At 66.1% G+C, this 24,809-nt stretch carries 21 protein-coding genes; 9 read left to right on the top strand and 12 right to left on the bottom strand.

The annotated features are described in order from the left end of the window. Positions 1-16 precede the first annotated feature (16 nt). Both ACFRAH_RS16915 and ACFRAH_RS16910 read right to left on the bottom strand, forming a co-directional pair. Entirely contained in the window at positions 17-391 is a 375-nt protein-coding gene (locus ACFRAH_RS16915; protein WP_377992061.1) for a nucleotide pyrophosphohydrolase, read from the bottom strand. Beyond that, positions 388-1,407, bottom strand: coding sequence for a Gfo/Idh/MocA family protein (locus ACFRAH_RS16910; RefSeq protein WP_377992060.1), 1,020 nt, complete (start codon positions 1,405-1,407; stop codon positions 388-390). The genes ACFRAH_RS16915 and ACFRAH_RS16910 overlap by 4 nt, the downstream gene beginning before the upstream one ends. A 206-nt stretch (positions 1,408-1,613) precedes the next feature. Here ACFRAH_RS16910 and ACFRAH_RS16905 point away from each other — a divergent pair, with 206 nt between their 5' ends. The 3 genes from ACFRAH_RS16905 to ACFRAH_RS16895 all read left to right on the top strand — a co-directional run bounded on the left by ACFRAH_RS16905 (position 1,614) and on the right by ACFRAH_RS16895 (position 3,477). Beyond that, the gene (locus ACFRAH_RS16905) at positions 1,614-2,210 is read left to right on the top strand and encodes a TetR/AcrR family transcriptional regulator (RefSeq protein ID WP_377992059.1); all 597 of its coding nucleotides are present in this window, start codon (positions 1,614-1,616) and stop codon (positions 2,208-2,210) included. A 32-nt stretch (positions 2,211-2,242) separates the two neighbouring features. Continuing rightward, positions 2,243-3,124: a DMT family transporter gene (locus tag ACFRAH_RS16900; protein WP_377992058.1), complete on the top strand. Its 882-nt coding sequence runs from the start codon at positions 2,243-2,245 to the stop codon at positions 3,122-3,124. A 206-nt stretch (positions 3,125-3,330) separates the two neighbouring features. Next, positions 3,331-3,477, top strand: coding sequence for a hypothetical protein (locus tag ACFRAH_RS16895; protein WP_377992057.1), 147 nt, complete (start codon positions 3,331-3,333; stop codon positions 3,475-3,477). Positions 3,478-3,981: 504 nt separating this feature from the next. On the opposite strand, the gene ACFRAH_RS16890 is transcribed toward ACFRAH_RS16895, so the two are convergent. The 5 genes from ACFRAH_RS16890 to ACFRAH_RS16870 all read right to left on the bottom strand — a co-directional run bounded on the left by ACFRAH_RS16890 (position 3,982) and on the right by ACFRAH_RS16870 (position 10,126). Further along, complete coding sequence (locus ACFRAH_RS16890; RefSeq protein ID WP_377992056.1) at positions 3,982-5,436, bottom strand: family 43 glycosylhydrolase; 1,455 nt, start codon at positions 5,434-5,436, stop codon at positions 3,982-3,984. A 62-nt stretch (positions 5,437-5,498) separates the two neighbouring features. Further along, positions 5,499-6,515 carry a galactofuranose ABC transporter, permease protein YjfF gene (yjfF, locus tag ACFRAH_RS16885; protein ID WP_377992055.1) on the bottom strand — a complete coding sequence of 339 codons (1,017 nt, stop codon included), beginning with the start codon at positions 6,513-6,515 and terminating at the stop codon, positions 5,499-5,501. Next, a complete protein-coding gene (locus ACFRAH_RS16880; protein WP_377992054.1) occupies positions 6,515-7,555 on the bottom strand; it encodes an ABC transporter permease in 1,041 nt (346 codons plus the stop codon). The genes yjfF and ACFRAH_RS16880 overlap by 1 nt, the downstream gene beginning before the upstream one ends. Then, a complete protein-coding gene (locus ACFRAH_RS16875; protein ID WP_377992053.1) occupies positions 7,552-9,078 on the bottom strand; it encodes a sugar ABC transporter ATP-binding protein in 1,527 nt (508 codons plus the stop codon). The genes ACFRAH_RS16880 and ACFRAH_RS16875 overlap by 4 nt, the downstream gene beginning before the upstream one ends. A gap of 79 nt (positions 9,079-9,157) precedes the next feature. After that, positions 9,158-10,126, bottom strand: coding sequence for an ABC transporter substrate-binding protein (locus ACFRAH_RS16870; RefSeq protein WP_377992052.1), 969 nt, complete (start codon positions 10,124-10,126; stop codon positions 9,158-9,160). A gap of 298 nt (positions 10,127-10,424) precedes the next feature. Between ACFRAH_RS16870 and ACFRAH_RS16865 the strand changes: the two genes are divergently transcribed. From ACFRAH_RS16865 to ACFRAH_RS16855, 3 genes are all read left to right on the top strand, one after another. Continuing rightward, the gene (locus ACFRAH_RS16865) at positions 10,425-12,959 is read left to right on the top strand and encodes an alpha-L-arabinofuranosidase C-terminal domain-containing protein (protein ID WP_377992051.1); all 2,535 of its coding nucleotides are present in this window, start codon (positions 10,425-10,427) and stop codon (positions 12,957-12,959) included. 112 nt (positions 12,960-13,071) lie between these two features. Further along, positions 13,072-15,903, top strand: coding sequence for a beta-L-arabinofuranosidase domain-containing protein (locus tag ACFRAH_RS16860; RefSeq protein WP_377992050.1), 2,832 nt, complete (start codon positions 13,072-13,074; stop codon positions 15,901-15,903). Between the two features lie 57 nt (positions 15,904-15,960). Beyond that, on the top strand, positions 15,961-18,213 hold the full coding sequence (locus ACFRAH_RS16855) for an immunoglobulin-like domain-containing protein (protein ID WP_377992049.1): 2,253 nt from the start codon (positions 15,961-15,963) through the stop codon (positions 18,211-18,213). A 126-nt stretch (positions 18,214-18,339) separates the two neighbouring features. Here the strand turns inward: ACFRAH_RS16855 and ACFRAH_RS16850 are convergent, their stop codons facing one another. Next, positions 18,340-18,555 carry an AsnC family protein gene (locus ACFRAH_RS16850; protein WP_377992048.1) on the bottom strand — a complete coding sequence of 72 codons (216 nt, stop codon included), beginning with the start codon at positions 18,553-18,555 and terminating at the stop codon, positions 18,340-18,342. A 273-nt stretch (positions 18,556-18,828) separates the two neighbouring features. Here ACFRAH_RS16850 and ACFRAH_RS16845 point away from each other — a divergent pair, with 273 nt between their 5' ends. Beyond that, entirely contained in the window at positions 18,829-19,011 is a 183-nt protein-coding gene (locus ACFRAH_RS16845; RefSeq protein ID WP_377992047.1) for a hypothetical protein, read from the top strand. A 76-nt stretch (positions 19,012-19,087) separates the two neighbouring features. Next, positions 19,088-19,621 carry a GNAT family N-acetyltransferase gene (locus tag ACFRAH_RS16840; protein WP_377992085.1) on the top strand — a complete coding sequence of 178 codons (534 nt, stop codon included), beginning with the start codon at positions 19,088-19,090 and terminating at the stop codon, positions 19,619-19,621. On the opposite strand, the gene ACFRAH_RS16835 is transcribed toward ACFRAH_RS16840, so the two are convergent. The 3 genes from ACFRAH_RS16835 to ACFRAH_RS16825 form a co-directional block, all read right to left on the bottom strand. Beyond that, positions 19,605-20,891: an MFS transporter gene (locus tag ACFRAH_RS16835; RefSeq protein WP_377992046.1), complete on the bottom strand. Its 1,287-nt coding sequence runs from the start codon at positions 20,889-20,891 to the stop codon at positions 19,605-19,607. The two genes, ACFRAH_RS16840 and ACFRAH_RS16835, sit on opposite strands and share 17 nt — an antisense overlap. After that, entirely contained in the window at positions 20,888-21,349 is a 462-nt protein-coding gene (locus ACFRAH_RS16830; RefSeq protein WP_377992045.1) for a MarR family winged helix-turn-helix transcriptional regulator, read from the bottom strand. Before ACFRAH_RS16830 ends, ACFRAH_RS16835 begins: the two co-directional genes overlap by 4 nt. 101 nt (positions 21,350-21,450) lie before the next feature. Then, positions 21,451-22,287, bottom strand: a complete 837-nt coding sequence (locus ACFRAH_RS16825; RefSeq protein WP_377992044.1) for a helix-turn-helix transcriptional regulator — start codon at positions 22,285-22,287, stop codon at positions 21,451-21,453. A gap of 85 nt (positions 22,288-22,372) precedes the next feature. Between ACFRAH_RS16825 and ilvD the strand changes: the two genes are divergently transcribed. Further along, the gene (ilvD, locus tag ACFRAH_RS16820; protein ID WP_377992043.1) at positions 22,373-24,232 is read left to right on the top strand and encodes a dihydroxy-acid dehydratase; all 1,860 of its coding nucleotides are present in this window, start codon (positions 22,373-22,375) and stop codon (positions 24,230-24,232) included. Between the two features lie 27 nt (positions 24,233-24,259). Here ilvD and ACFRAH_RS16815 read toward each other — a convergent pair whose 3' ends face one another. Continuing rightward, positions 24,260-24,718, bottom strand: a complete 459-nt coding sequence (locus tag ACFRAH_RS16815) for a MarR family winged helix-turn-helix transcriptional regulator (protein WP_377992084.1) — start codon at positions 24,716-24,718, stop codon at positions 24,260-24,262. Positions 24,719-24,809: the final 91 nt, after the last annotated feature.

The raw sequence follows: 24,809 nt of genomic DNA, 5'->3' as shown, positions 1-24,809 counted from the left end.
GGCGGCACTGTCCCGATTATTGCTGCGCGGCACGCTTTGCGGCCAGGACGGTGTACTTCAGTGCATTGCCGCGGGCGAGTTCGACGGGGTATCTCTGTTCGTTGACGTCGATTTTGGCCCGGAGTGAAGCTACCAGGTCCACGTCCAGCACATCGGCGAGCCGCAGGAGATACCCGAAAACATCGGCCATCTCATGCTCCACAGCAGTCCTGTTGCCCGGGTCGTTGAGCCATTCACCCACCTGCCCGTCCCGTAACCACTGAAAAAGCGACAGCAGCTCGCCTGCCTCGCCGCTCAGGGCCATGGCCAGGTTCCTGGGCGTGTGGAACTGCTCCCAATCACGGTCCTGGGCGAAGCGGCGCAACTGTGCCGTTAAAGACTCGACACTCATGGAACCAGCCCCGGCGAATGCGCGGCTGCCACAACTTGATCCCGCGCTGCACTGTCGAGGGCTTCCAACACCCGCGCGTTGTTTGCCGCGTCAGCGAGACCGTAGCGGAGCGGCGTGCCGTTCAGGACGCTGTCGGCAAAGTGTTCGCCCATCCGCACAAAGTGGTTTTCACCTTTGACCTTGTGATAAATCGTGTCCTGCCCGAAGTGATGCTCCTCCAGGACCGAATCCTCCTCCAGGAGCCCAAAAGGATTCTCGAGGTAAAGCCGGCCCCCGGTTCCAGTGACCTCTAAATAGTTTCGGCGCTCGAGGTTCACCCCGGTATCAAAAAGCGCGGTGGCGCCGTCGGGAAAGCGCAGGACACCCGCAATGCTGGTATCAATCTGACCCCCGTCGTTGGCGTCGCGGTAGTTGCCGAAGGCGGCGACTCCAGCCGGCTCCTGTGCAGTGACCATCCGGCTCATGTTGACGCAGTAGCATCCCGTATCGAAAAGTGCCCCGCCGCCAAGGCCCGTGTACCAGCGGATGTTGTCGTCCCCGCCCGCGTCAAAGGTGTGGGCGACGTGGACAAAGGTCAACTTGCCCACGACGCCGGCAGCCAGCAGGTCTTGCAGCTTCCCGAAGCGGGGGTGGAAGCGGTACATGAAGCCTTCCAGGACTTTCAGCCCTGTCTCGTCGGCCTTGCGTGCAATCTCTTCAACCTCGACGGCGCTCATCGCCAAGGGCTTTTCGCAGAGGACGTGCTTGCCCGCGTCCAATGATTTCAAGATCCACTCGAGGTGCAGTGCGTTCGGCAAGGAAATGTAGACGGCGTCGATATCCGGGGAGGCCAGCAGCGCCTCATAGGAGCCAAACGCCTGCGGGATGCCGTGCTTGTCGGCGTACTCCCTGGCCTTTCCCTCGGTGCGGGAAGCAATGCCCGCGACCTCACCGTTTTTCGTTTCCTGCAACGCCGGAATCGTCTTGCGGACAATGCGGGCGGTGCCCAGAATGCCCCAACGCAATTTCTCGCTCATTTAACTCTCCTTTTCAGAGCCCACCCCGCCGGTGCTGGGCTCTGCGCCCTCTGCGGTCGGCCAACGCCCAGCGTTTCACTGGGCGTCGGCCGGTGGCAACAGGGGTACCACCTGCCGGACAAGGAAGATGAGCTTTCCGCCCGCCGCAAAGGTAGGTAGACTGGTCTACCTACCCGAATCGCCCCTTGCACTTCCGGAGGATACCCATGGCTGCTCCTGTTGGCCGATCAACCACCAAGCGGCCAGCGCGCGCCTTGCTGCTCGAGGCTGCGGCACGCCTCTTCTATGCCGGCGGCGTTGCGGCTACGGGCATCGACTCCATCACGGCGGCGGCCGGGGTGGCCAAGAAAAGCCTCTACAACAACTTCGCCTCCAAGGCGGACCTGGTCGCCGCCTACCTGGCCGACCGGCATGAGGAATGGCTCGCCCTGTACCGCGACCGGGCCGCGGCTGCGGTCACTCCGCAGGACTGTGTCCTCGCCGTGTTCGACGCCTACATCGACCACGCGAACTTTGCCTACGAGCACGGATTCAGGGGATGCGGACTGCTCAATGCCGCCGCCGAACTGCCCGCGGGCGCCCCCGGAAGGCAGTCCGTGCGGCAACACAAGGAGGAGGTCGAGGGCCTCCTGCGCAAGCATGTGGCGGAGCTGCTGCCGCAGCAGGATGAAGTGGCCGGCAGGGTTGCGCGGCATCTGGCGTTCCTGCTCGAGGGTTCAATGGCGAGGGCCGGCCTCGAAGGCGGAGACCGGTGCCTGCACGAGGCCCGGATGATCGCCGCCGGTATGCTGGCGGGACTGTGAAAGCGGCGCTCGGCCGGATGAACGGGGCGCTCTTGGGGGCTGTTTTTGTGGTGGCCGCATCGACGCTCTGGGGTACGACAGGAACGGTTGCCACGTTCGCGCCGTCGGTAAGTCCGCTGGCGATCGGTGCCGTGGCGATGGGCGTGGGCGGGCTGCTGCAGGCGCTGTACGCGCTGCGCCCGATCACGAACCACTGGGCTGGCCTCCGCGGCCGGTGGCCGCTTGTCTCACTCGGGGCGGCCGCCGTTGCGGTCTACCCTCTTGCCTTCTACAGCTCCATGCACCTTTCCGGCGTCGCGCTCGGAACCGTGATCTCGATCGGTTCGGCCCCTCTCGCGTCGGCGGTCATTGAGTGGGTGGCGGACCGGAAAGAGCTGACCCGCCGCTGGACGCTGGGCGCGCTGACCGGGGTGGCGGGTGCCGGACTCCTGTGCTTTGCCGGTGACAGCGCAGAACGGCCGGGCGCCCTTGGCGAAGCCTGGGGCGTGCCGGCGGGAATTGTCCTGGGGCTCGTGGCCGGCATCACCTACGCTCTGTACTCGTGGGCTGCCCACCGCCTGATTCGCGGGGGAGTGCCGTCCCGGGCCGCCATGGGTGCGGTGTTCGGCCTGGGCGGAGTGCTGCTGATGCCCGTGCTCGCACTGACCGGCCGGCCACTCCTTGAGTCGTGGGGCAACTTCACGGTGGGCGCCTACATGGCACTTGTCCCCATGTTCGCCGGCTACGTCCTCTTCGGTTGGGGACTGGCACGCGTCCGCGCGAGTACCGCCACGGGCCTGTCTCTCATGGAAACTGTGGTTGCCGCCGTGCTGGCCGTCGTCATCGTGGGTGAACGGCTGCCCGCACTCGGCTGGCTCGGCGTGGCCATGGTGCTGGCGAGCCTGTTCGTCCTGACGCCGCGCCAGTCCGCCTAGCGGCGGCCCTCGCTCGATGGGCCCTCGATATGCGCCGACCAATGTTTCCAACATGTTAACTCCATGTTTCCAGCATGTTAACTACAATGGTGAAATAGTCTCCCGAATTTCTCAGGGAACTTCGCGAAAAGGCCTCCCACAAACGAATCAGCTGACGTACTTTTACTACAGGAAAGAATCACAAGCTTGACGTGAAAGGAAACGCCATGACACGCGAGGAAGCCTTCGCACGATGCACGTCGGACTCGTACGTCGAGTTCTACGGCGGACGCTGGCTCATCGTGCCGTTCGCGCAGGTGGAGCAGCCGGCGTTCTTTGTTTGCTCCCCGGCGACGCTCCGCGGCAGCCGCTAGTCGCCGCCGCCCGGGTCGCCGGCCTGTCCGTTGGCTCCGGCAAGGGCGCCGGAGCCGTAATTTACAACATGAATAATTCTATTTGGCGTATTTCCGCGTAATTGATTTACGCACGAATTTGGCGGCGGGGATATCCCCCGCCGCCATTTCGCCTATTGCCGGCGGCAACCCCGCGGCCGGCAGCCCATACCGCGGGCTAAAAACTCCGGAGCCTCTGCGGCGAGCAAACGAAAAACTCTGGCTGCTCAACCGGCGCGAAAGGAACGACCAGCCACCGGCCGCCGTAGAACTCGACATACGAGTCCTGGGGGCACTTTGCGTAAGCCTCTTCCCGGGTCATTGGTCTTTCCTTTCGATTCGAACGGTATGGATGCTTTCTGTTGCTATCCATGATTCCGAAGCAATGGGACAGGGGTAACGCCGTTTTCTGACAGTCCTGACTATCCTTTTGGGTGGGAGAGCGGGGCCGGCGGAAAATCACCGGCCCCACGAACGAAGGAAGAACTAGGAGCGCAGGAAGAACGTGGCCGCCGGCCGCTCGTCCTTGCCCACCTTCGCCACCGCCAGCGCGCCCTGCCGAAGCACGAGGTAGGAACCGGGGACATCCACCGACTCAAAAGAGACGCCGGCGGCATCCGACAGCCCGCCCCGCTTGAGGAAGGCCGACGACGAACCCTCCGTGGTCGCGATGGTCACCGCTGATCCCTGCAACCGCAGGTAGCGGCCCTTGGCCAGGACCGGCTCGATCACGACCGAATTCTTCTTGGCATAGCCGGGCGCAATGCGGAACTGGGACGCCCCGAGTGCGGGGGAGGGCGCGGCGGTGACGGTCACGCCGTCGTGTGCCAGGAAGCTGCCGGGCGCTGAGGAGGGCTCCAGGCGGACCGGAAGTTCGCCGTCGCCCACCGGCACTCCGAAGTCCGGCGTGCCGTCCGCGTTCCAGTAGAGCCGCTGCACCCGGGCATGCCGGTTGGGGTCGTAAAGCGGATCGCCCACGATAGTCCGGTAGGACCTGGCGTGGTAGACGAGCACGTCGTTGCCGGCCTCGTCCACAGTGAAGGAGTTGTGGCCGGGCCCGTACTGCTTCGATCCCTCGTTGGTGGTGAGCACGGGCGTCGGCGTCTTCACCCAGGAAGCCGCGCTGAGCAGGTCGTCCGTGGCGTCCGCCGTCAGCAGGCCTATGCAGTAGTTGGCGTCCGTGGCGCTGGCGGAGAAGGTGACAAAGATGCGTCCGTTCCGCTTGATCACCGCGGGTCCCTCGTTCACCTTGTAGCCCACGGTCTCCCAGTTCAGCGTGGGAACGGCAATGCGGACCGGGGCGCTGGAGAGCGTGGACGGCGAGGACATGGAGGCGATGTACAGGCTGGAGTTCACGCCGGTGTCGCTCTGGGCCCACAGCAGGTAGCGCGTGCCGGCGTGCTCGAAGGTGGTGGCGTCCAGCGAGAAGGTGTCGGCATGCGTGTACACGCGCACCGGGGGTCCCCACACGGCGGTGGTCGGGTCGGCGTCGGCCGTGGAAATCACGTAGATCCGCACCCGGAAGACGTCGTTGCTGTCGCCGGCGGCGAAGTAGATGTGCCACTGGCCGTCGAAGTGGTGCAGTTCGGGTGCCCAGATGTGCCCGCCCATGGTTCCGGACGCGGGCCGCGTCCAGACGACGGCTTCCGCTGCGCTTCCCAGCCCGGCGATGGTGGGGGAGGAACGGACGATGATGCGGTTGTACTCGGGCACGGAGCCGGTGAAGTAGTACTTCCCGTCCGTGTGCTTCATCAGCCACGGGTCTGCCCGCTGCGGCACCACCGGGTTGATCAGCGGGGCAGGTTCGACGGCGGCGGCAGCGGCGGGTGCCGCCACCAGGGCCCCGCCTCCGGCTCCCGCGACGGCGAGGGCAGCGGCTGCGGCTGTTCCCGTGCCGAGGAAGGAGCGGCGGGAGAACTGGCGGTTGACGGAATCATTCATGCTGAAAAAGTCCTTTCGACGTGCGGGAGGTGACGTGCGGGAAGTGCGGGGCAGGTAAAACGTCAGCCGGCTTTCCGGGCGAAGAGCCGCTGCAGCAGGATGAAGACCAGGAGCAGGCCGCCGATGACGATCTTGGTCCACCAGGAGCTGAGCGTTCCGTCGTAGGCGATGAAGGTCTGCACGATGCCCAGCACCAGCACGCCGACGACGGATCCCAGGACGTAGCCGGTGCCGCCGGTCAGCAGGGTGCCGCCGATGACCACTGCGGCGATGGCGTCCAGTTCCATGCCCTGGGCCGCGAGGCTGTAGCCGGAGAGGCTGTAGAAGGAGAACAGGATGCCGGCGACGGCGGAGCAGAGGCCGCTGAGGGAGTAGACAAGGATCTTGGTGCTCTTCACCGGCAGGCCCATCAGCATGGCGGAGTGTTCGTTGCCGCCGATGGCGTAGACGGTCCGGCCGAACCGGGTGTGGTGCAGGATGAAGAAGGCGGCGGCGACGATTCCGAGGGCCAGGAGCACGCCGGGTGAGACGAAGAGATCCCCGGGCAACGGGATCTGGGCCTGTGCCATGCCGGTGAAGAATCCCTCGGTAACGGGGATGGAGTCGAGACTGATGACGTAGCAGAGGCCGCGGGCCAGGAACATGCCGGCGAGGGTCACGATGAACGGCTGGATGTCGAAGTATTGGATGATCAGCCCCATCAGGAGTCCGAGCCCGCCGCCGATGAGCAGCACCAGGACGATGACGGCGCCCGCGTTCCAGCCCTGCTGCAGGAGGGTGGCGCTGACCATCATGGACAGTGCGACGACGGCACCCACGGACAGGTCGATGCCGCCGGTGAGGATCACGAAGGTCATGCCGACGGCGAGGACGATGAGGAAGGTGTTGTCGATGAAGAGGTTCAGGAGCACCTGGCCGGAGAGGAAGCTGGGGTACATGCCGGCGCCCACCGCGAACATGGCGATGAACAGCCCCACCGTGGCCAGGGTGGGTGCGTAGCGGGCGCCGCCGCGGAGCCGGTTGCGCGTAGGCGACGGCTTCTTGACAGTCAGGGGAGTAAGCGTGGTCAGGGGAGACATCAGACGGCCACCTTTTCCTTTGCGGATTCTGTTGCGGCGGGTTTGGGTGCCTTGAGCCGGCTGAGCAGGTTCCGTGCCTTGGGCGCCTGCAGGAGGCAGACCGTGATGACCACGAGCGCCTTGAACACCAGGGTCACCTCCGGCGGGATCCCCAGGGTGTAGACGGTGGTGGTAAGTGTCTGGATGATGAAGGCCCCGACGACGGTTCCCACCAGGGTGTACCGCCCGCCTGCCAGCGAAGTGCCGCCGATGACCACGGCCAGGATGGCGTCCATTTCGATGTAGAGGCCGGCGTTGTTGGCGTCGGCGGCCGTGACGTTGGAGCTGATCATCAGCCCGGCGACCGCGGCGCAGACGGCGCTGAAGACGTAGACGATCCAGATGATGTTCCGCGACCGGAGCCCGGCCAGGCGGCTGGCCACCGGGTTGATGCCGACCGCTTCGATCAGGGTTCCCAGCGCGGTGCGCCGGGTGAGGACTGCGGCCAGGACGAAGACGGCCGCGGTGATCAGGATGGAGACCGGCAGGGTGAACAGGTAGCCGGCGCCGATGGATTTGTAGCGGTCATTGGACACCGAGATGATCTGGCCGCCGGTGATGAGCTGGGCGATGCCGCGGCCGGCTGTCATGAGGACCAGGGTGGCGATGATCGGCTGCACGCCGATGGTGGAGACCAGGAAGCCGTTCCAGGCGCCCAGGGCAAGGGCGGCGACGACGGCGATCAGTACCGCCATGGCGGCCGTCACCGGGGAGCCGGGGTCGGGGGAGGCTGCGATGTAGGCGCACGAGGCGGCGCCGGCGATTGCCACGACCGCGCCGACGGAGAGGTCGATGCCGCGGGTGGCGATGACGAGGGTCATACCGAGCGCAATCAGGATGGTGGGTGCGCCGTTGCGCATGATGTCGATCAGGCTGCCGTAGAGGTGGCCGTCCTGCATCCGCAGGCCCAGGAAGTCGGGCCGGAAGACCTGGTTGAGCAGGAGCAGCGCCGCGAGGGCGATGACCGGCCAGGCAAGGCGGTGTTTCAGAAGGGATTTCACTGGTTACCTCCGGCGATGACCGCCATGACGTCTTCCACGGAGACGCCGTCGTTGTTGATTTCGGCGACCATCGCCCTGTCCTTGATGACGGCGATGCGGTCGCTCACGCGCAGGACTTCCTCGAGCTCGGAGGAAATGAAGATGAGGGACATGCCGTCGGCCGCGAGCTGGCTGACGAGTTTCTGGATCTGCGTCTTTGCCCCGATGTCGATGCCGCGGGTGGGCTCGTCGAGGATCAGGAGTTCGGGGCGGGTGACCAGCCAGCGGGCCAGGAGCACCTTTTGCTGGTTGCCGCCGCTGAGGTTCCTGATGAGCGCGTCGGGGTTGGCCGGGCGGATGTCCAGGGTTTTGATGTACTCGGCCACGAGTTCGTCCTGGACCTTGCGGGGGATGCGGCGCGCCCAGCCCTTGGTGGCCTGCATGGCCAGGACCAGGTTGTCGCGGACGGTGAGGTCGCCGATGAGGCCTTCGGCCTTGCGGTCCTCCGAGCAGAAGCCGATGCGCTTGTCGATGGCGGTGCGCGGGGAGCGGATTTTCTGGCCCGTGCCTTTGATTTTGATGGAGCCTTCGTCGGCCTTGTCGGCACCGAAGAAGAGCCGGGCGATTTCGGTCCGGCCGGCCCCGAGCAGGCCCGCCAGGCCCACGACTTCGCCGGGGTTGATGGACAGGTCGACGTTGGACACCGACCCCTTCCGGCCGAGGCCCTTGGCTTCGATGAAGGGGGTTTCGCCGGCGCCGGTGGTGGCGGGCGTGCGGGCGTGGGCCTGGTCGAGTTCGGCGAGGGCTTCCATGTCCTTGCCGATCATCTTGGAGATCAGGCTCATCCGGGAGAGGTCCCGGGTCAGGTACTCGCCCACGAGTTTGCCGTTGCGCAGGACGGTCATCCGGTCCGAAATCTCGTAGACCTGCTCCAGGAAGTGGGAGACGAAAAGGATGGCGACGCCGCGGTCGCGGAGGTCCCTGATGACGCGGAAGAGCTGGCTGACCTCGTCGGCGTCCAGGCTTGAGGTGGGTTCGTCCAGGATGAGGACCTTGGCGTTGATCTCCACCGAGCGGGCGATGGCGATCAGCTGCTGGACCGCGATGGAATGCGTGGACAGCAGCGAGCCGGGATCGATGTGGTCCAGCTGCAGTTCGGCCAGCACCTCACGGGTCCTGGCCCGGACGCCCTTCCAGTCGATGGAGCCGCGGCGGCGCGGTTCCCGGCCCAGCAGGACGTTTTCCTCAACGGTGAGGTTGGGGCAGAGGTTGACCTCCTGGTAGACGGTGCTGATGCCGGCTGCCTGGGACTCCCCTGGGGATGAGAACCGCTTCGGTTCGCCGAGCACCGTGATGGTGCCGGCGTCGATGGTGTAGACGCCGGTCAGGGCCTTAATCAGCGTTGACTTGCCGGCACCGTTTTCACCCATCAGGGCGTGGACCTCGCCCTGGAAGAGGCGGAAGTCGACGCCGTCGAGCGCCTTCACCCCTGGGAATCCAATAGCTATGCCGGTCATCTCGACGACCGGAACGATTTCGTTCATCCTCGTGTCTTTCCTGTGATTGGTGTCCCGTGCGGCGGCGGTCATCCGCCGCCGCACGGACGTTCAGGGGCGCCGTGGCTTAGTAGGGGCGGCTGGCAAGAACCTGCTTGGCCTGCTCCTGCGTGAAGGTGGTCTCCTCGGTGACGACGCGTTCGGGCACGCTCTCGCCGGCGATGACCTTCTTGGCCAGGTCCATGAGCTGGTCACCAAGCATCGGGCTGCACTCGACGATGTAGTTGATCTTGCCGTTACTCAGCGCGGTCATGCCGTCCTTCACGGCGTCGATGGTGATGATCTTGATGTCCTTGCCCGGAACCTTGCCGGCGGCTTCGATCGCCTCGATGGCGCCCAGGCCCTCGTCGTCGTTGTGGGCGAAGACGACGTCGATGTCAGCGTTGTTCTTCAGGAACGCCTCCATGACCTGCTTGCCGCCGCTGCGGGTGAAGTCGCCGCTTTGGGAGGCGATGATCTTCAGGTGCGGGTCGGCCTTGATGGCTTCCGCGAACCCTTCCTTGCGGTCGTTGGCGGGGGCGGAGCCGGTGGTGCCCTGGATCTCGACGATGTTGACGGTGTCGGTGGCGGACTTGGAGTCCTTGACCAGCCAGTCCCCGGCCTTCTTGCCCTCCTCGACAAAGTCGGAGCCGAGGAAGGTCTTGTAGAGAGTCTTGTCAGAGGAGTCTACGGCGCGGTCTGTCAGGATGACCGGGATCTTGGCGTTCTTGGCTTCCTTCAATACGGTGTCCCAGCCGGACTCCACCACGGGGGAGAAGGCGATGACACTGACCTTCTGCTGGATGTAGGAGCGGATCGCCTTGATCTGGTTCTCCTGCTTCTGCTGGGCGTCGGAGAACTTCAGGTCGACGCCGGCCTTCTTCGCAGAATCCTGGACCGACTTGGTGTTGGCCGTACGCCAGCCGCTCTCGGCGCCGACCTGGGCGAAGCCCATAGTGATCTTGTCGCCGCCCGAACCGCCGGCTGCACTGCCGCCGCAGGCGGTGAGGGTCAGCATTGATGCGGCGGCCACCGCAAGCAGGGATTTCTTAAACACAACATCCTCCCGGAAGCGTTAGTTACATGCAGGCGGGAGACTTCAAACACCGCCATTGCTGCAAGTGAGCTGATGAGCTCTGTGGATCATTGTGAACGCTAACAATCTGGGCCGTCAAGTAGCGTCGGTCACAATTTCGCAGGGATGCTGCGCAAGCTGTCGATTTTAGAGAATGCCCTTTACAAGTGCGGAAAGATGTCGAATACTCGACTCCGGTCGGCACTTTGTTAGCGTTCACAACGCAACGGTTCAAATGGGTTGCCGGCGCACCGTTCAATGGAGAAAGGCCATCCCTTCCATGCCATCAAAACTTTCACCCACCAAGCGGACCTGCACCCTGGTGCTCACCGGGTCGCTGGCGGCCGCGCTGCTGTCGTTGGCGCCGGCCCTGGGCGCCAATGCCGAGTCCGGCCAGAACCGGACCATCAGCATCGACGCAGCAGGGTCCGGGCCCGCGATCGACCCCACCATGTACGGAGCCTTCTACGAGGACATCAACCAGGGTGCCGACGGCGGCATCTATGCGGAGCTCGTCCAGAACAGGTCCTTCGAGTTCAATTCCGCCGACAACCGCACCTACACGCCGATGACCGCCTGGGAAACCCTGAAGCGGGGCAGCGACGGAACAGTCGCCGTCGTCAATGACAGCAACCGGCTGAACGAAAACAACCGGAACTACCTGCAGATCGATGCCACCGCGGCCGGCGCCGGAAGCGGTGCCGGAGTGGGCGTGCGCAACAGCGGCTGGAACGCCGGGCAGAAGCTCGAGGCGAAGAAAAAGTACAACTACTCCGTGTGGGCGCGCACCTCCAACCCGTCCGGGTCCACCCTCGCCGTGACGCTGGAGACGCCGGAGGGAACCCGCCTGGACATCGCCACCATCAAGGTCAAGGGTGACCGCTGGGCCAAGTACGAGGTGACCCTCTCGCCCAAGTCCTCAACCGGCGCCGGGCGGCTGGCGACGGTTGTCCAGGGGACCGGCACCGTCCGCCTGGACATGGTGTCGCTGTTCCCCCAGGACACCTGGAACGGCAGGGAAAACGGCCTGCGCAAGGACCTTGCCGAGAAGGTCAACGACCTGCATCCCGGCTTCCTGCGCTTCCCCGGCGGCTGCATCGTCAACACCGGAAGCTACGACACCTACTCGGCCCCCAACTACACGCGCGCCCGGACCTACCAGTGGAAGGACACCATCGGCCCGGTGGAGCAGCGCCCCGTCAACCGGAACTTCTGGGGCTACAACCAGAGCTACGGCCTCGGCTACATGGAGTACTTCCAGTGGGCCGAGGACATGGGCGCCGTTCCGGTTCCCGTGGTTCCGGTGGGCGTAACCGGCTGCGGAGACAGCAACCGCGCCCCGGACCAGGCAACCCTCGACCGGTATATCCAGGACACCCTGGACCTGATCGAGTTCGCGAACGGCGACGCCAGCACCGAGTGGGGCGCCAAGCGCATCGCCTACGGCCACCCGGCGCCGTACAACCTGGACCGCATCTCGCTGGGCAACGAGGAGTACAAGCCGGAGTTCAAGCAGTACTTCACCCAGTTCTACAATGCCGTCCGCAAGGCCCACCCCGAGATCAAGATCATCGGCAACACGGGCCCGTTCAGCCAGGGCCCCGAGTTCGAGGACCTCGCCAACTTCAACGCCACCACCGGCGTGGACCTCGTTGACGAGCATTACTACAACACGCCGTCGTGGTTCCTGAACAACAACCACCGCTACGACTCCTACGACCGCAACAGCTACAAGGTTTTCCTCGGCGAGTACGCGTCGCAGGGGAACAAGCCGGAGAACGCCCTGGCCGAAGCCTCGTACATGACCGGCCTGGAGCGGAACGCGGACGTGGTCAAGATGGCGTCCTACGCGCCGCTGATCGCCAACGAGGCCAACACGCAGTGGAGCCCGGACATGATGTTCTTCAACGGCACATCCGTGCGGACCACCCCCAATTACGAGGTCCAGAAGCTGTTCATGAACAACGTCGGCACGCAGGTTGTGCCCAGCACGCAGGAGAACCCGGCCTCCACCGTGGTGCCGATTTCCGGCAAGATCGGCCTGTCCACGTGGGCCACCTCTGCCCGCTACGACGACGTCAAGGTCACCGGCGCGGACGGCGCCACCCTGTTCAGCGACGACTTCTCCGGAACAGCAGCAGCCTGGACCGGCAACGGCACGGGATCCTGGTCCGTCCAGGACGGCGGCTACGTCCAGTCCAGCACCACCGCGCAGAACACCATGGTGACCGCCGGCAGCGCCGACTGGAGCAACTACACGCTCAGCACCAAGGCCACCAAGCTGGCCGGCTCGGAGGGCTTCCTCGTTTCCTTCGGCGTCAAGGACACCGGCAACTACTTCTGGTGGAACCTGGGCGGCTGGAACAACTCGAAGTCCGTCGTCGAGAAGGCCGTCAACGGCGGCAAGACGAACGTCATCGAAAAGAACACCGTGATCCAGACCGGACATGAATACGACATCCGGATCGAGGTCTCCGGGCGCACCGCGAAGCTCTATCTGGACAACGTCCTGTGGGGCACCGTGGATGACACGCAGGCCGACCCCGTCTACTCGGTGGTCACCCAGGACGCCAAGTCCGGCGACACCATCGTGAAGGTGGTCAACACCTCCGCGGACAAGACCCCGGTGGACATCAAGGTGGCCGGCGCGGCCAACCTCGGCACCACAGCTGCGGTGACCACCCTCACGCAGACGGCCGACGGGCAGAACCTGGCCCCGGCGTCGAGCACCTTCAGCGGCGCGGGAGCGGCGTTCACCTACGAATTCGAACCGAAGTCGGTGACCTTCATCCGGCTGGCCAACGCGCATAAGTAAGTAGGCACCACCAAAGCCGATGGCTTTGACCGGGAAGGCCCGGCTGGACTGAACAGCCGGGCCTTCCCCTTATCCGGACCATTTCCAACCGGACCATTCCCAAGGAGATCCAATGATGAATCACGTGTCCAGACGCAACATCCTCCGGCTCGGTGCGGCCACTGCCGTCCTGCCCTGGCTGCCGTCCCTGGCGGCGCAGGCGGCGAACGCAGAGGACCCGATTACCGGGGCGGCGCTCGCCGGCGCGGGCGCCCTCAGCCCCTTCAAACTGTCCGACGTCAGCCTGGGCCCGGGGGTGTTCGCCCGGAAGCGTGAGCTGATCCTGAACTTCGCCCGCGGCTACGACGAGCGGCGATACCTCAATGTCTTCCGCGCCAACGCCGGCCTGCAGCCGCTGGCCGGGGTGGTGCCGCTGCCCGCCGGCGGCTGGGAGGGGCTCGACGGCGAGGCCAACGGCAACCTGCGCAGGCACTTCACCGGCCACCACATGTCCATGCTGGCCCAGGCCTACGCGGGCACGGGGGAGGAGGTCTTCGGCACCAAGCTGCGGAACCTGGTGGCCTCCCTGCACGAATGCCGCGGGGCGCTCTCCGTGGAACCCGCCATCCGGACCACCGGGGGCCGTCTGTCCGGGACCGCCGTCGACATCGCCCGCGGTTCGTATATGTATGGCCAGCTGCCCGCCGGCTCCGTGGACGGGCTGACGGCCATGACCTTCGCCGCGTGGGTACGTCCGACGGCGGCGGCGAACTGGGCTCGGATCTTCGACTTCGGCAATGACACCAGAACCTACGCGTTCCTCGCCCAGCGCGACGGCGCCGGCCTGCCGCGGTTCGCCATCACCCGCAACTTCGCCGGCGGTGAACAGACCATCGTGGGCGCCGCCCCGCTGCCGGTCAACGAGTGGAGCCACGTAGCCGTCACGCTCGACGGCCGGACCGGAACGCTGTACGTCAACGGAAAGCAGGCCGGCCAGAACACCGCCCTGACCCTGACCCCGGCCCTACTGGGAAGCCTCGCCAACGTCTGGCTTGGCCGGTCGCAGTACAACGACCCCAACTTTGCCGGCGCCTACCAGGACGTCAACATCTGGCAGTCCGCGCTGACCGCGGCGCAGGTAGCGGAGCTGGCGGCAGCCCGCGCGTCGGACACCTCGGCCGGGAACGGCGACGTCGTCTCCCTCGCCTGCGGAGAAACCGGCGGCTCCGTGCTGGCGGACGCCTCCGGCAAGGGCCGGAATGCAACGGTCCGCCGCACCTGGGGACTGCCCAGCCATCCCGGCTACCTGGCGGCCTACCCGGAGACCCAGTTCGTCGAACTGGAAAGCAGGACCAGCCCCGACTACTTCCGCGTCTGGGCTCCCTACTACACCGCCCACAAGATCCTGAAGGGCCTCCTGGACGCCTACACGGCAACCTCCGAACCGAAGGCCCTGGACCTGGCCTCCGGGCTCTGCGACTGGATGCACTTCCGGTTAAGCAAACTCACCCCCGCGGTCCGGCAACGCATGTGGGGTATCTTCTCCAGCGGCGAATACGGCGGCATCGTAGAGGCCATCCTGGAGACCCACGGCCACACCGGCAAGCCGGAGCACCTGGAACTCGCCAAGTACTTCGACCTCGACTCCCTCATCGACGCCTGCGCCCAGAACAAGGACGTCCTAGCCGGCCTGCACGCCAACCAGCACATCCCGATCTTCACCGGGCTGGTGCTCATGTACAACACCACCGGCGAGGAGCGGTACCTCACCGCGGCCCGCAACTTCTGGAGCATGGTGGTGCCCACGCGCATGTTCAGCATCGGCGGGACCAGCCAGGGTGAGTTCTGGAAGGAGCGGGACCGGATTGCAGCCACCCTGAACGCCACCGACGCCGAATCCTGCTGCGCCTACAACATGCTCAAGCTGTCCCGCGAGCTGTTCTTCAAGGACCGGAATCCCGCCTACATGGACTACTACGAGCGGGCGCTTTTCAACCAGGTCCTCGGCTCCAAGCAGGACCGGGAGAGCGCGGAGCTGCCGCTGGCCACCTACTTCATCGGCCTGCAGCCCGGCGCCGTCCGCGACTTCACGCCCAAGCAGGGGACCACGTGCTGCGAAGGCACCGGCCTCGAATCCGCAACGAAGTACCAGGATTCCGTGTACTTCACCGCCGGGGGCGGCAATGCCCTCTACGTCAACCTCTACATTCCGTCCACCCTGCGCTGGGCCGCGAAGAACATCACGGTCACCCAGGCGACGTCCTTCCCCTTCGAACAGAAGACGGCGCTGAAGATTGAAGGCTCAGGGCGGTTCGAGCTCCGGCTGCGGGTTCCAGCGTGGGCCACGGCGGGCTTCACCGTCCGGGTCAACGGGGCACCCGCTGAAGCGACGGCGACGCCGGGCACTTACCTCAGCCTCGCCCGGACCTGGAAGACCGGGGACACGGTCGACGTGGACATGCCGTTCACCCTCCGCGCCGAGCGGACCCTGGACGATCCTTCCGTGCAGACGCTCATGTACGGGCCGGTGCACCTGGTGGCACGCGACGCCCGCACCGGCCTTCTCCCGTTCGGCCTCTACGGAACGGCCCGGCTCAACGGCGATCTTGCCCCGGCACTCAGGCCGGTCGCCGGCAAACCCCTGCACTTCACCCTCGCCGGCGTCGAACTGGCGCCGTTCCTCGAAGGGACGGAGGACGCGTTCCACTCGTACTTCCGCCGCGCCGAGCCTTCCGTGGTGTTCGGCGGCGTGGATTCGGGCGTCGCCAACCCCGTGCGGGCCAACCAGACCACGCTCCTCGACGACGTCTGGCAGGCAGCCCCCTTCGCCAACAAACCGTCACTGCTCCGCCGCGTCACCCAGGTGACGAACACGTGGGTCTCCGAAGGCCCGCTCAGCCGGGCCGACGCAGACCGCATTTACGCCGCGGCGCAGCGGGCGGCCTTCAGTTCGGCACGCGGCTGAACTGACTTACCCACCCACCCCCAGCGGCCTTCGGGCCGCCCGAACGAAAGTGTCTCAATGCTCCCTACCCACTCGCGGGCCCGCACGGGCCCGGCCATAGCGACGGCGGCCGCACTGGCCGCTTCCGCCGCACTGGCGCTCGGCGGGCTGACCGCCATACCCGCCCACGCCGCCGTCGACGACGGGCTGGTCCTCAAGTACAACCTGACCGAAGCCGCAGGGACGGTGGCCGAGGACAGTTCCGGCAACGGCCGCAATGGCGTGATCAGCGGTGACGCCACCGCCCTGGGCAGCGAAGGGCTGCAGCTCGGCGGCACCAACGGCCACGTCCGGCTTCCCAACGACGTCATGCGGGGGCTGGACGCCATCACCGTCTCCACGGACGTGAAGATCGCGGCCGACCAGGGCGCCCCGTACTTCATCTGGGGGATGGGCAACACCACCAGCGGCACCGGCAACGGCTACCTCTTCACCACGGGCAACTCGTACCGGACCTCCATTGCCAGCGGCAACTGGTCCACCGAGCAGACCACCAGCGCCAACCGGGACCTGGCCCGCGGCGCGTGGAAAACCATCACCTATACCCTGAGCGGCGGAACCGCCGTCCTCTACGAGGACGGCACCGAAGTCGCCCGGAAGACCGGCGTCACCATCACGCCGGGAAGCATCGGGGGAGGAACGACGACGGCGAACTACCTTGGGCGCTCCGTCTACAGCGGCGATAAGTACCTCAAGGGCCAGGTCCGCGACTTCCGCATCTACAACCGCGCCCTCTCGGCCGACGAGGTGCGAGAGCTCGGCTACGTTTCCCCGGAACAGCGGGTAGCACTCGACCTGCAGGACCTGTCGTTGGGGGACACCTCCGCGGTGACCGCCAACCTGAAACTGCCGGCCACCGGGCCCAACGGCTCGGCCTACACCTGGTCCTCCTCGGATCCGGCCACGGTCTCGGCCCAGGGCGCCGTCACCCGGCCGGCCCACGGAACAGGAGACGCCACCGTCACCCTGACGGCCACGGCCACCTCAGGTGGGGCATCGGCGTCGAAATCCTTTACCGTCACGGTGCCGGAAGACATCAGCGACGACCAGAAGGTCAGTGAGGCCTCCGCCGCCCTGAACGTCTGGGACGCCGACGCGATCCGCGGGAACATCACCCTTCCGGCGGCCGGCCTGCACGGCACCGCCGTGGAATGGAAGTCGAACGACGACGCCGTTGTCACCTCCACCGGCGAGGTCACCCGGCCGGCCTACGGCAGCAAGCCCGCCGTGCTCAACCTGCAGGCCGCGGTGAGCCTCGGCAAGGCGAAGGCCAAGAAGAAGTTCCGCGTCGCGGTGCTGCCGCTGCCCAAGGCGGAAGCAAAGGAGGGCTACGCCTTCGCGTACTTCACCGGCAACGACCTCGCCGGCGAGAACATCTACATGGCAGCCAGCCGCGGCAACGACGCCCTCAAATGGGACGAACTGAACGGCGGCCAGCCCGTTCTCAAATCCGGGCTCGGCACCAAGGGCCTGCGCGATCCGTTCATCATCCGCTCCCCGGAAGGCGACAAGTTCTACATGATCGCCACTGACCTCTCCATCGGCAGCGGCACCAGCTGGGACTCCTCCCAGCGCCAGGGCAGCCAGTACATCGAGGTCTGGGAGTCGACCGACCTGGTCAACTGGTCCGGCCAGCGCCACGTTAAGGTCTCCCCGGACACCGCGGGCAACACCTGGGCGCCGGAAGCGCACTACGACGAGAAGATCGGCGCCTATGTTGTGTACTGGGCGTCCAAGATCTACGGCGACAACGACCCCAACCACACCGGCGGCACGTACAACAAGATGATGTACTCCACCACCAGGGACTTCCGGACCTTCACCGAGGCCAAGGTGTGGAACGATCCCGGCAACTCGGTCATCGACTCCACAGTCATCAAGGAGGGCGACACCTACTACCGGTTCACCAAGGACGAGGGGCAGGTCTCCGGCTGCCTGGACATCATGCAGGAAAAGTCGAGCGACCTGCTGGCCGTCGACCTGCCCGCCACCAACCCACGCAATTGGACGCTGCTGGGCAACTGCATTGGCAAGAAGGCCGGAACGGGCGGGGTGGAAGGCCCGACGGTCTTCAAGTCGAACACCGAGGAGAAGTACTACCTGTTCGTCGACGAGTTCGGCGGCCGCGGCTACATCCCGCTGGAAAGCACCAGCCTGGAGAACCCGGACTGGAAGCTTTCGACGAACTACGAGCTGCCGCGGGCCCCGCGCCACGGCACGGTCCTGCCCGTCACCAAGGCGGAACTGGAGCGCCTGCACAGCCAGCTCTGATGTTGGAGTTTTTGTCCACTTGTCGCGACTTCAGGGGCCTCCAACCCGTGGTATCTGGACAAAAACTCCTCCGCAGCGGGGGAGCCCCGCATGAACTTCGAGGAGTTCATGCGGGGCTCGTTGGCTTTATCTCTTGCCGTACTTCTTGTGCACAGCCTGCTTGCTGACGCCGAGTGCGTGCGCGATTGCCTCCCAGGACAGGCCCGCCAGCCGGGCCCGGCGGACGAGGGCCGCTTCCGCCCGCCCGATCTCGCGGTGCAGCTCGGCGACCGCCTGCAGTCCGTTCACCGGGTTGTCGCCATCCATGGATCCCACCAGGGTTTTCATACGCTCCACCTCCATTCCGTCAACTTTAATTGACGGCGAGGGTGGCGTCAACGAAAGTTGACCAGCTTTTCTTCGCCATTAGCGACCTGCGTCTCGATTCGTCAACCGGTTGACCGCTCTGGAATAATGGGTGGGAATCGGGTGTCCGGCGGAGCCGGGCACGGCCCCAGGGCGACGCAACAGACCCGCTGAACAGCCGGCGTCGTACGCCTTCTGCCCTGGCCCTCGCGATTTCCCCCATCACCATTTCTTGAACATCGCTCTGGAGAAAATATGCAAAGCGCCGGCATGATGGCCCTCTTCCTGTCCCGCTCCGACAGCCTGGCCACAAGCGCCCTGCCCGGGGCCCCGACTGTCGTTGAGGAGGCAGCGCCGCGGTCGGCGGCCTGGAATACGTTCCGGGGCCGGACTGCCAGCTTCCTGCACCGCCTCGCGTGGGCGGTCGAGCCCAGCGTGACCGACGGCCGCTGACCTAACTCATGGGGGCGACCCCAGCTGGGCCGGGCATAGACTCTTTCTGTTGCCCGCTCTCACGCTTGGAGTTTCGATGATCCGGAAGGCCGTTGCAGGGGACACTGCCGCCCTGGCTGAGCTGGCGGCGGCCACCTTCCCGCTCGCCTGCCCGCCAGGCGCCTCGCCCGAGGATATCGAGCTCCACCTCAAGCGGACGCTCAGCGCGGAGAAATTCGCGGAGTATCTCGCGGACACCAGGAGTGCCATCCTGGTGCTCGAGGAGGGCGGCCGGCTGGACGGCTACACTCTGCTCGTCGACCGCCAGGCAACTGACCCGGACGTGCTCCGTGCCCTGGGCGCAAGGCGGTCCGTCGAGCTCAGCAAGTGCTATGTGCACCCGGACCATCACGGCCGGGGCGCAGCCTCCACGCTCATGCGGGCCTCACTGGACTGGGCCGCGGAGCAGGGGGCTGCCAGCGTCTGGCTGGGCGTCAACAGCCAGAACGCGAAGGCCATCCGCTTCTACGGGAAGTCCGGCTTCACCAAGATCGGGGCCAAGTCATTCACCCTGGGCGACTCGGTGGAAAACGACTTCATTCTGGAGCGCGCCCTCACGCCGAAGGGCTGACGGGCTCGGCCGGTCCGCGCGGCGCACGCCTCCCCGGGAAGGAGGCGGACAGTTGCTGCCGCCAGGTAAGCGGGCTTTTCCGGACGACGGCGGCCACGGCAAGCAGTCCGGCCAGCAGCACCACCGCGCCGCCGGCGGCTACGGACCACCGGGCCCCGAAGGTGGTGCCCAGCCAGCCCATGAGCGGCGCCCCCAGTGCAGTCCCGCCCTGCAGGGTTGCCAGGTAAAGGGCCAGCACACGTCCGCGGAACTGCGGCTCCACGGAGAGCTGGATGCTCGTGTTGCAGCTGTTCAGGAAGGTCAGGGAGGCCAGCCCCACCGGGACCAGAACGGCGGCGTACAGCCAGAACGACGGCGACACGCTGGCTATCAGCGTGAACAGGCCCAGGCCCAGCGCCCCGCCAAGCAGGAAACGCAGGCGGGGGCGGGCCCTGCGCGCCGCCAGCAGTGCGCCGGACAGTGTTCCGACCGCCATGACGGAGCCCAGAAGCCCGAATTCGCCCGGCCCCATTCCGAATTCCGCCGTGGACATCAGGGCGTTGGTGATGGGGAAGTTCATGCCGAACGCGCCGAGAATGGCGACCAGGACCAGGATGAGCACCAGGTCGGGGCGCCGGCGCACGTAGGCCAGCCCCTCGGCAACCTGGTGCTTGCCCCGGACCGCCCGTACGGCCGGGGCCAGCTCTGATCTGCGGATCCGGGTCAGCGAGATGATGACGGCAATGAAGCTGGCCGCGTTGAGCAGGAAAACGGGGCCGGTGCCTGCCCACGCAATAAGGACGCCTGCGATCGCGGGGCCGGTGAGCCGTGCCGTGTTGAAGGAAGCCGAGTTGAGGGACACAGCGTTCGCGATGTCCTCCTGCCCGACGAGTTCGGAGACGAAGGCCTGGCGCGCCGGCCCGTCGATGGCGCTGGCGAGCCCGAGGAACAGGGCTGCCGCGTAGACCTGCCACAGCTGCGCCGAACCGGTCACCACCAGAAGCCCAACGACCAGCCCGCACAGGCCCATGGCCGACTGCGTCCACAGCAGGATCGCACGTTTGGGGTACCGGTCCGCCAGGACGCCCGCATACGGCCCGAGCAGCAGCATGGGAAGGAACTGCAGAGCCGTGGTGATGCCGACAGCGGTGCCCGAGTGGTCCGTGAGAACCGTCAGGACCAGCCAGTCCTGCGCCACCCGCTGCATCCAGGTGCCGATGTTGGAGACCAGGGCTCCGCCGGCCCACAGCCGGTAGTTTGGGTTGCCCAGCGCCCGGAAGGTGGTGCTCATTGGGCGATCATCTCCTGGAGGATGTGCGCGGCGCGGCTCAGGGTAAGCCGGTCCTCCGGGCTTAAGCCGGCCACGCGCTGGGCCAGCCAGGCAGTCCGCTGGTCCCGCGCTTCTTCCAGTGCAGCCTCCCCGGCGGGGGTGATGCTCACCTGGACCTGGCGGCCGTCCGCCGGGTGGGCCGAACGGGACACGAAGCCCTGCTCGGCGAGGGCGTTCACGATCCGGGTCATCGACGGTGCCTGCACGTGTTCACGCTCCGCCAGCTCCCTTGGTGTGTGGGGTCCGTTCCCGTTCAGTTGGGCCAGAACTGTGTACTGGCCCGGCGTGATGACATCGCCGGTTGCCTCTACGCGCAGCCTGCGGGAGGTTCTCATGACCGCCGTTCGCAGGTCGATGGCCAGGGCGTCCGGGCTGGTGAATTCGGTGGCTTCTGCGTCTGCCGCTCGGGTTGGTGGCATTTCGCGCCTCCTAAAATGGTGGTTAGCGCAGCTAATTAGCATTGCTAACTATTATTCTCCGAAGTTCGCGGTGCGGCAAGGGGGTGCCGTGTGAAGTGTGTCTAGCGGGAGCCGGACATCAGGCGCTGCATCTGGTGGCTTGCCTCGCTTCCGGGGGCGGGCGTGTAGACCACGATGTGGAGATCGGGCCGGTCCGAGGGGGAGAGCTGGTGGTGCTCCAGCTGCAGGACTCCCACCGCCGGGTGGTGGAACAGCCGCTCCCGGGATTCGAAGCCGAGGATGTCGTACCGGTCCCAGGCCGCCCGGAACTCTTGGCTGGCCTCCTGGAGCCGTTCCACCTGGTACTTGATGTCCGGATCACCGAGGCGCTGCCCGGTTTCGGCCCGGAACTCCGCGAGGAACCGCTTGCTGGTGACCTCCCAGTCGGGAAGCAGGTCCCGGACGTAGGGATCCGTGAAAACCAGCCACAGGAGATTGCGGTCCGGCGCGGGAACCGTGGCGATGTTGGGGTACAGTGCCGCGTAGGCGGTGTTCCAGCCCGCGACCCCCCAGTCGGGGAAGAGTGCGAACGCCGGGTTCGGATCCAGCGCATCCATCAGCCGCTGAACGTGGGCGGGCGCCGTGGCGGCCGCGGGGCTGGACGGCGCCGTTGATGCGTAGCCTCCGAGCGACAGGACGTACGCGAGTCCCGTGTCCGAAAGATGCAGGGAGCGGCAGATGGACTCCAGGACCTGCCGGGAGGGGCTGATGTCCCTGCCCTGCTCAAGCCACGTGTACCAGGTGACGCTCACCCCGGAGAGGAAGGCGATTTCTTCGCGGCGAAGACCGCGCTCGCGCTTCCGGGCTATGGGCGGCAGGCCGTACTCGGCCCGCACTGCCTGGTCCCGCCGGGCCCTGAGGAAGAGACCGAGCTCCTTGCGTGTTTCCGAACCCTGCACCCGTAAATACTATTACTCTGGTACCCCCACTACTAGTATCAGGACCGTCTTCCACCTGCCCCAAGGACCACGCAGGATGGTATTCATGCCTGCACTACGCTCAAAAACAGTCACCCACGGCCGCAACATGGCCGGAGCCCGCGCACTGCTGCGCGCCTCCGGCGTCGCCAACTCGGACATCGGCAAGCCCATCATCGCCGTGGCCAACTCCTTCACCGAATTCGTTCCCGGCCACACCCACCTCGCGCCTGTGGGCCGGATCGTCTCCGACGCGATCCTCGCCGCCGGCGCCGTGCCGCGCGAGTTCAACACCATCGCCGTGGACGACGGCATCGCCATGGGCCACTCCGGCATGCTCTACTCGCTGCCTTCCCGCGACCTGATCGCCGACTCCGTGGAGTACATGGTCAACGCGCACTGCGCCGACGCCCTGGTCTGCATCTCCAACTGCGACAAGATCACCCCGGGCATGCTCATGGCCGCGCTGCGCCTGAACATCCCCGTCGTGTTCGTCTCCGGCGGCCCCATGGAGGCCGGACGCGTGACCCTGACCGACGGCTCCGTGCGCTCCCTGGACCTGGTGAACGCCATTGCCGACGCCGTGGACGAGTCCATCTCCGACGAGGACATCAACCTCATCGAAGAGAATGCCTGCCCCACCTGCGGTTCCTGCTCCGGCATGTTCACCGCCAACTCCATGAACTGCCTCGCCGAAGCCATCGGCCTGGCCCTGCCGGGTAACGGCTCCGTGCTCGCGACCCACACCGCCCGCAAGGCTCTGTACGAGAAAGCCGGCGCCACCGTCGTCGAGCTGGTGAAGCGCTATTACGACGGCGACGACGATTCCGTGCTGCCGCGCTCCATCGCCACCGCCAAGGCCTTCGACAACGCCATGGCCCTGGACATCTCCATGGGCGGCTCCACCAACACCATCCTGCACCTGCTGGCCGCGGCCCAGGAGGCGGGCGTGGACTACGGCCTGGCCGAGATGGACGCCAAGTCCCGCCAGGTGCCCTGCCTGGCCAAGGTGGCCCCGAACGTCGCCAAGGACAAGACCTACTACATGGAGGACGTGCACCGCGCCGGCGGCATCCCCGCCCTCCTGGGTGAGCTGAACCGCGGCGGCCTCCTGCACAAGGACGTCCACTCCGTGCACTCCGACGACCTGGACGGCTGGCTGGATGACTGGGACATCCGCGGCGGCAAAGCCACCGAGGAAGCGAAGGCCCTGTGGCACGCTGCTCCCGGCGGCGTCCGCTCCTCCACCGCCTTCTCGCAGTCGAACGAATGGACCTCCCTGGACACCGATGCCGAAGGCGGCTGCATCCGCTCTGTGGAGCATGCCTACTCCAAGGACGGCGGGCTGGCCGTGCTGCGCGGCAACGTCGCAGTGGACGGCGCCGTGGTGAAGACCGCCGGCGTGGACGAGTCCATCTGGACCTTCCAGGGGCCGGCCGTTGTGTGCGAGTCCCAGGACGAAGCCGTGGAAAAGATCCTGAATAAGACCATCAAGGAAGGCGACGTGGTGGTCATCCGCTACGAAGGCCCCAAGGGCGGCCCGGGCATGCAGGAAATGCTGTACCCGACGTCGTTCCTCAAGGGCCGCGGCCTGGGCAAGAAGTGCGCCCTCATCACGGACGGCCGCTTCTCCGGCGGCACGTCCGGCCTGTCCATCGGTCACATCTCGCCCGAGGCGGCGTCCGGCGGCGCCATCGCCCTGGTGGAGGACGGCGACATCATCAGCATCAACATCAGCGAGCGTTCGCTGCAACTGGAGGTCTCCGATGAGCTCCTGGCCGAGCGCCGCGAAAAGCTCCTGATCAACGGCGGCTACAAGCCCAAGGACCGGGAGCGCCAGGTGTCGGCCGCACTGCGCGCCTACGCCGCGATGGCCACCTCCGCGGACAAGGGCGCAGTCCGGGACGTTTCCCTCCTGGAAAACTAACCGGCGGGCATTGCTGTGGGGCGGGGGTCAGGCCCCGCCCCACAGGGCCTTGCGAAGCAGCATCCTCAACTGGCCGGCTTCGGCGTCGGAAAGTGCCGTGAGCTGTTCCTGTTCGCAGGCTTCCAGTAATGCGCGGGCTTTGGCGTGGATCCGGCGGCCCTCCGCCGTCGAGACAATGATCTTGGCCCGCCTGTCCTGCTTGCCGGTGGCGCGCTCCACCAGGCCCCGGCGCTCGAGGTCGTCCACGAGGCTGACCACCTGGCTGGGATCCAGGCCCAGGAAAATGGCCAGTTCCCGCTGGGTCGGCTCCAGTCCGCTGCAGGCGAGCGTCAGCACCGAGAAGGACCGTTCCCGCAGCCCAAAATCCCCGAGGACCCGGTTGTTCAGTGCGGATCCGGCCGCGTGCAGCTTGGCCAGCAGCAGGCCGACGTCGTTGCCGATTTCAGCCGCCGCCAACCGCGGCGTTCCGGCTTTAGTGTCCTGCATAGCGATGCCTGCCCCGGTAGTGGTGAAAAACAATCATTGATCGTATCAACAATCGATCGTCACCTTTGCTGATGACAGGGGCTGCCGGGCC

The sequence above is a fragment of the Arthrobacter sp. NPDC056727 genome (genome assembly GCF_042790555.1).
Lineage (GTDB): Bacteria > Actinomycetota > Actinomycetes > Actinomycetales > Micrococcaceae > Arthrobacter.
The sequence above is the reverse complement of the archived record's forward strand: the minus strand, read 5'-3'. Positions and strand labels throughout refer to the sequence as shown.

Bases quoted from the DNA above. Each gene is read 5' to 3' on its own strand.
- ACFRAH_RS16835 (WP_377992046.1), bottom strand. From the start codon at position 20,891: ATGAGCACCACCTTCCGGGCGCTGGGCAACCCAAACTACCGGCTGTGG.
- ACFRAH_RS16875 (WP_377992053.1), bottom strand. From the start codon at position 9,078: ATGAACGAAATCGTTCCGGTCGTCGAGATGACCGGCATAGCTATTGGA.
- ACFRAH_RS16915 (WP_377992061.1), bottom strand. From the start codon at position 391: ATGAGTGTCGAGTCTTTAACGGCACAGTTGCGCCGCTTCGCCCAGGAC.
- ACFRAH_RS16830 (WP_377992045.1), bottom strand. From the start codon at position 21,349: ATGCCACCAACCCGAGCGGCAGACGCAGAAGCCACCGAATTCACCAGC.
- ACFRAH_RS16815 (WP_377992084.1), bottom strand. From the start codon at position 24,718: ATGCAGGACACTAAAGCCGGAACGCCGCGGTTGGCGGCGGCTGAAATC.
- ACFRAH_RS16840 (WP_377992085.1), top strand. From the start codon at position 19,088: ATGATCCGGAAGGCCGTTGCAGGGGACACTGCCGCCCTGGCTGAGCTG.
- ACFRAH_RS16865 (WP_377992051.1), top strand. From the start codon at position 10,425: ATGCCATCAAAACTTTCACCCACCAAGCGGACCTGCACCCTGGTGCTC.
- ACFRAH_RS16855 (WP_377992049.1), top strand. From the start codon at position 15,961: ATGCTCCCTACCCACTCGCGGGCCCGCACGGGCCCGGCCATAGCGACG.
- ACFRAH_RS16910 (WP_377992060.1), bottom strand. From the start codon at position 1,407: ATGAGCGAGAAATTGCGTTGGGGCATTCTGGGCACCGCCCGCATTGTC.
- ACFRAH_RS16905 (WP_377992059.1), top strand. From the start codon at position 1,614: ATGGCTGCTCCTGTTGGCCGATCAACCACCAAGCGGCCAGCGCGCGCC.
- ACFRAH_RS16850 (WP_377992048.1), bottom strand. From the start codon at position 18,555: ATGGAGGTGGAGCGTATGAAAACCCTGGTGGGATCCATGGATGGCGAC.
- ACFRAH_RS16860 (WP_377992050.1), top strand. From the start codon at position 13,072: ATGATGAATCACGTGTCCAGACGCAACATCCTCCGGCTCGGTGCGGCC.
- ACFRAH_RS16895 (WP_377992057.1), top strand. From the start codon at position 3,331: ATGACACGCGAGGAAGCCTTCGCACGATGCACGTCGGACTCGTACGTC.
- yjfF (WP_377992055.1), bottom strand. From the start codon at position 6,515: ATGTCTCCCCTGACCACGCTTACTCCCCTGACTGTCAAGAAGCCGTCG.
- ACFRAH_RS16845 (WP_377992047.1), top strand. From the start codon at position 18,829: ATGATGGCCCTCTTCCTGTCCCGCTCCGACAGCCTGGCCACAAGCGCC.
- ilvD (WP_377992043.1), top strand. From the start codon at position 22,373: ATGCCTGCACTACGCTCAAAAACAGTCACCCACGGCCGCAACATGGCC.
- ACFRAH_RS16890 (WP_377992056.1), bottom strand. From the start codon at position 5,436: ATGAATGATTCCGTCAACCGCCAGTTCTCCCGCCGCTCCTTCCTCGGC.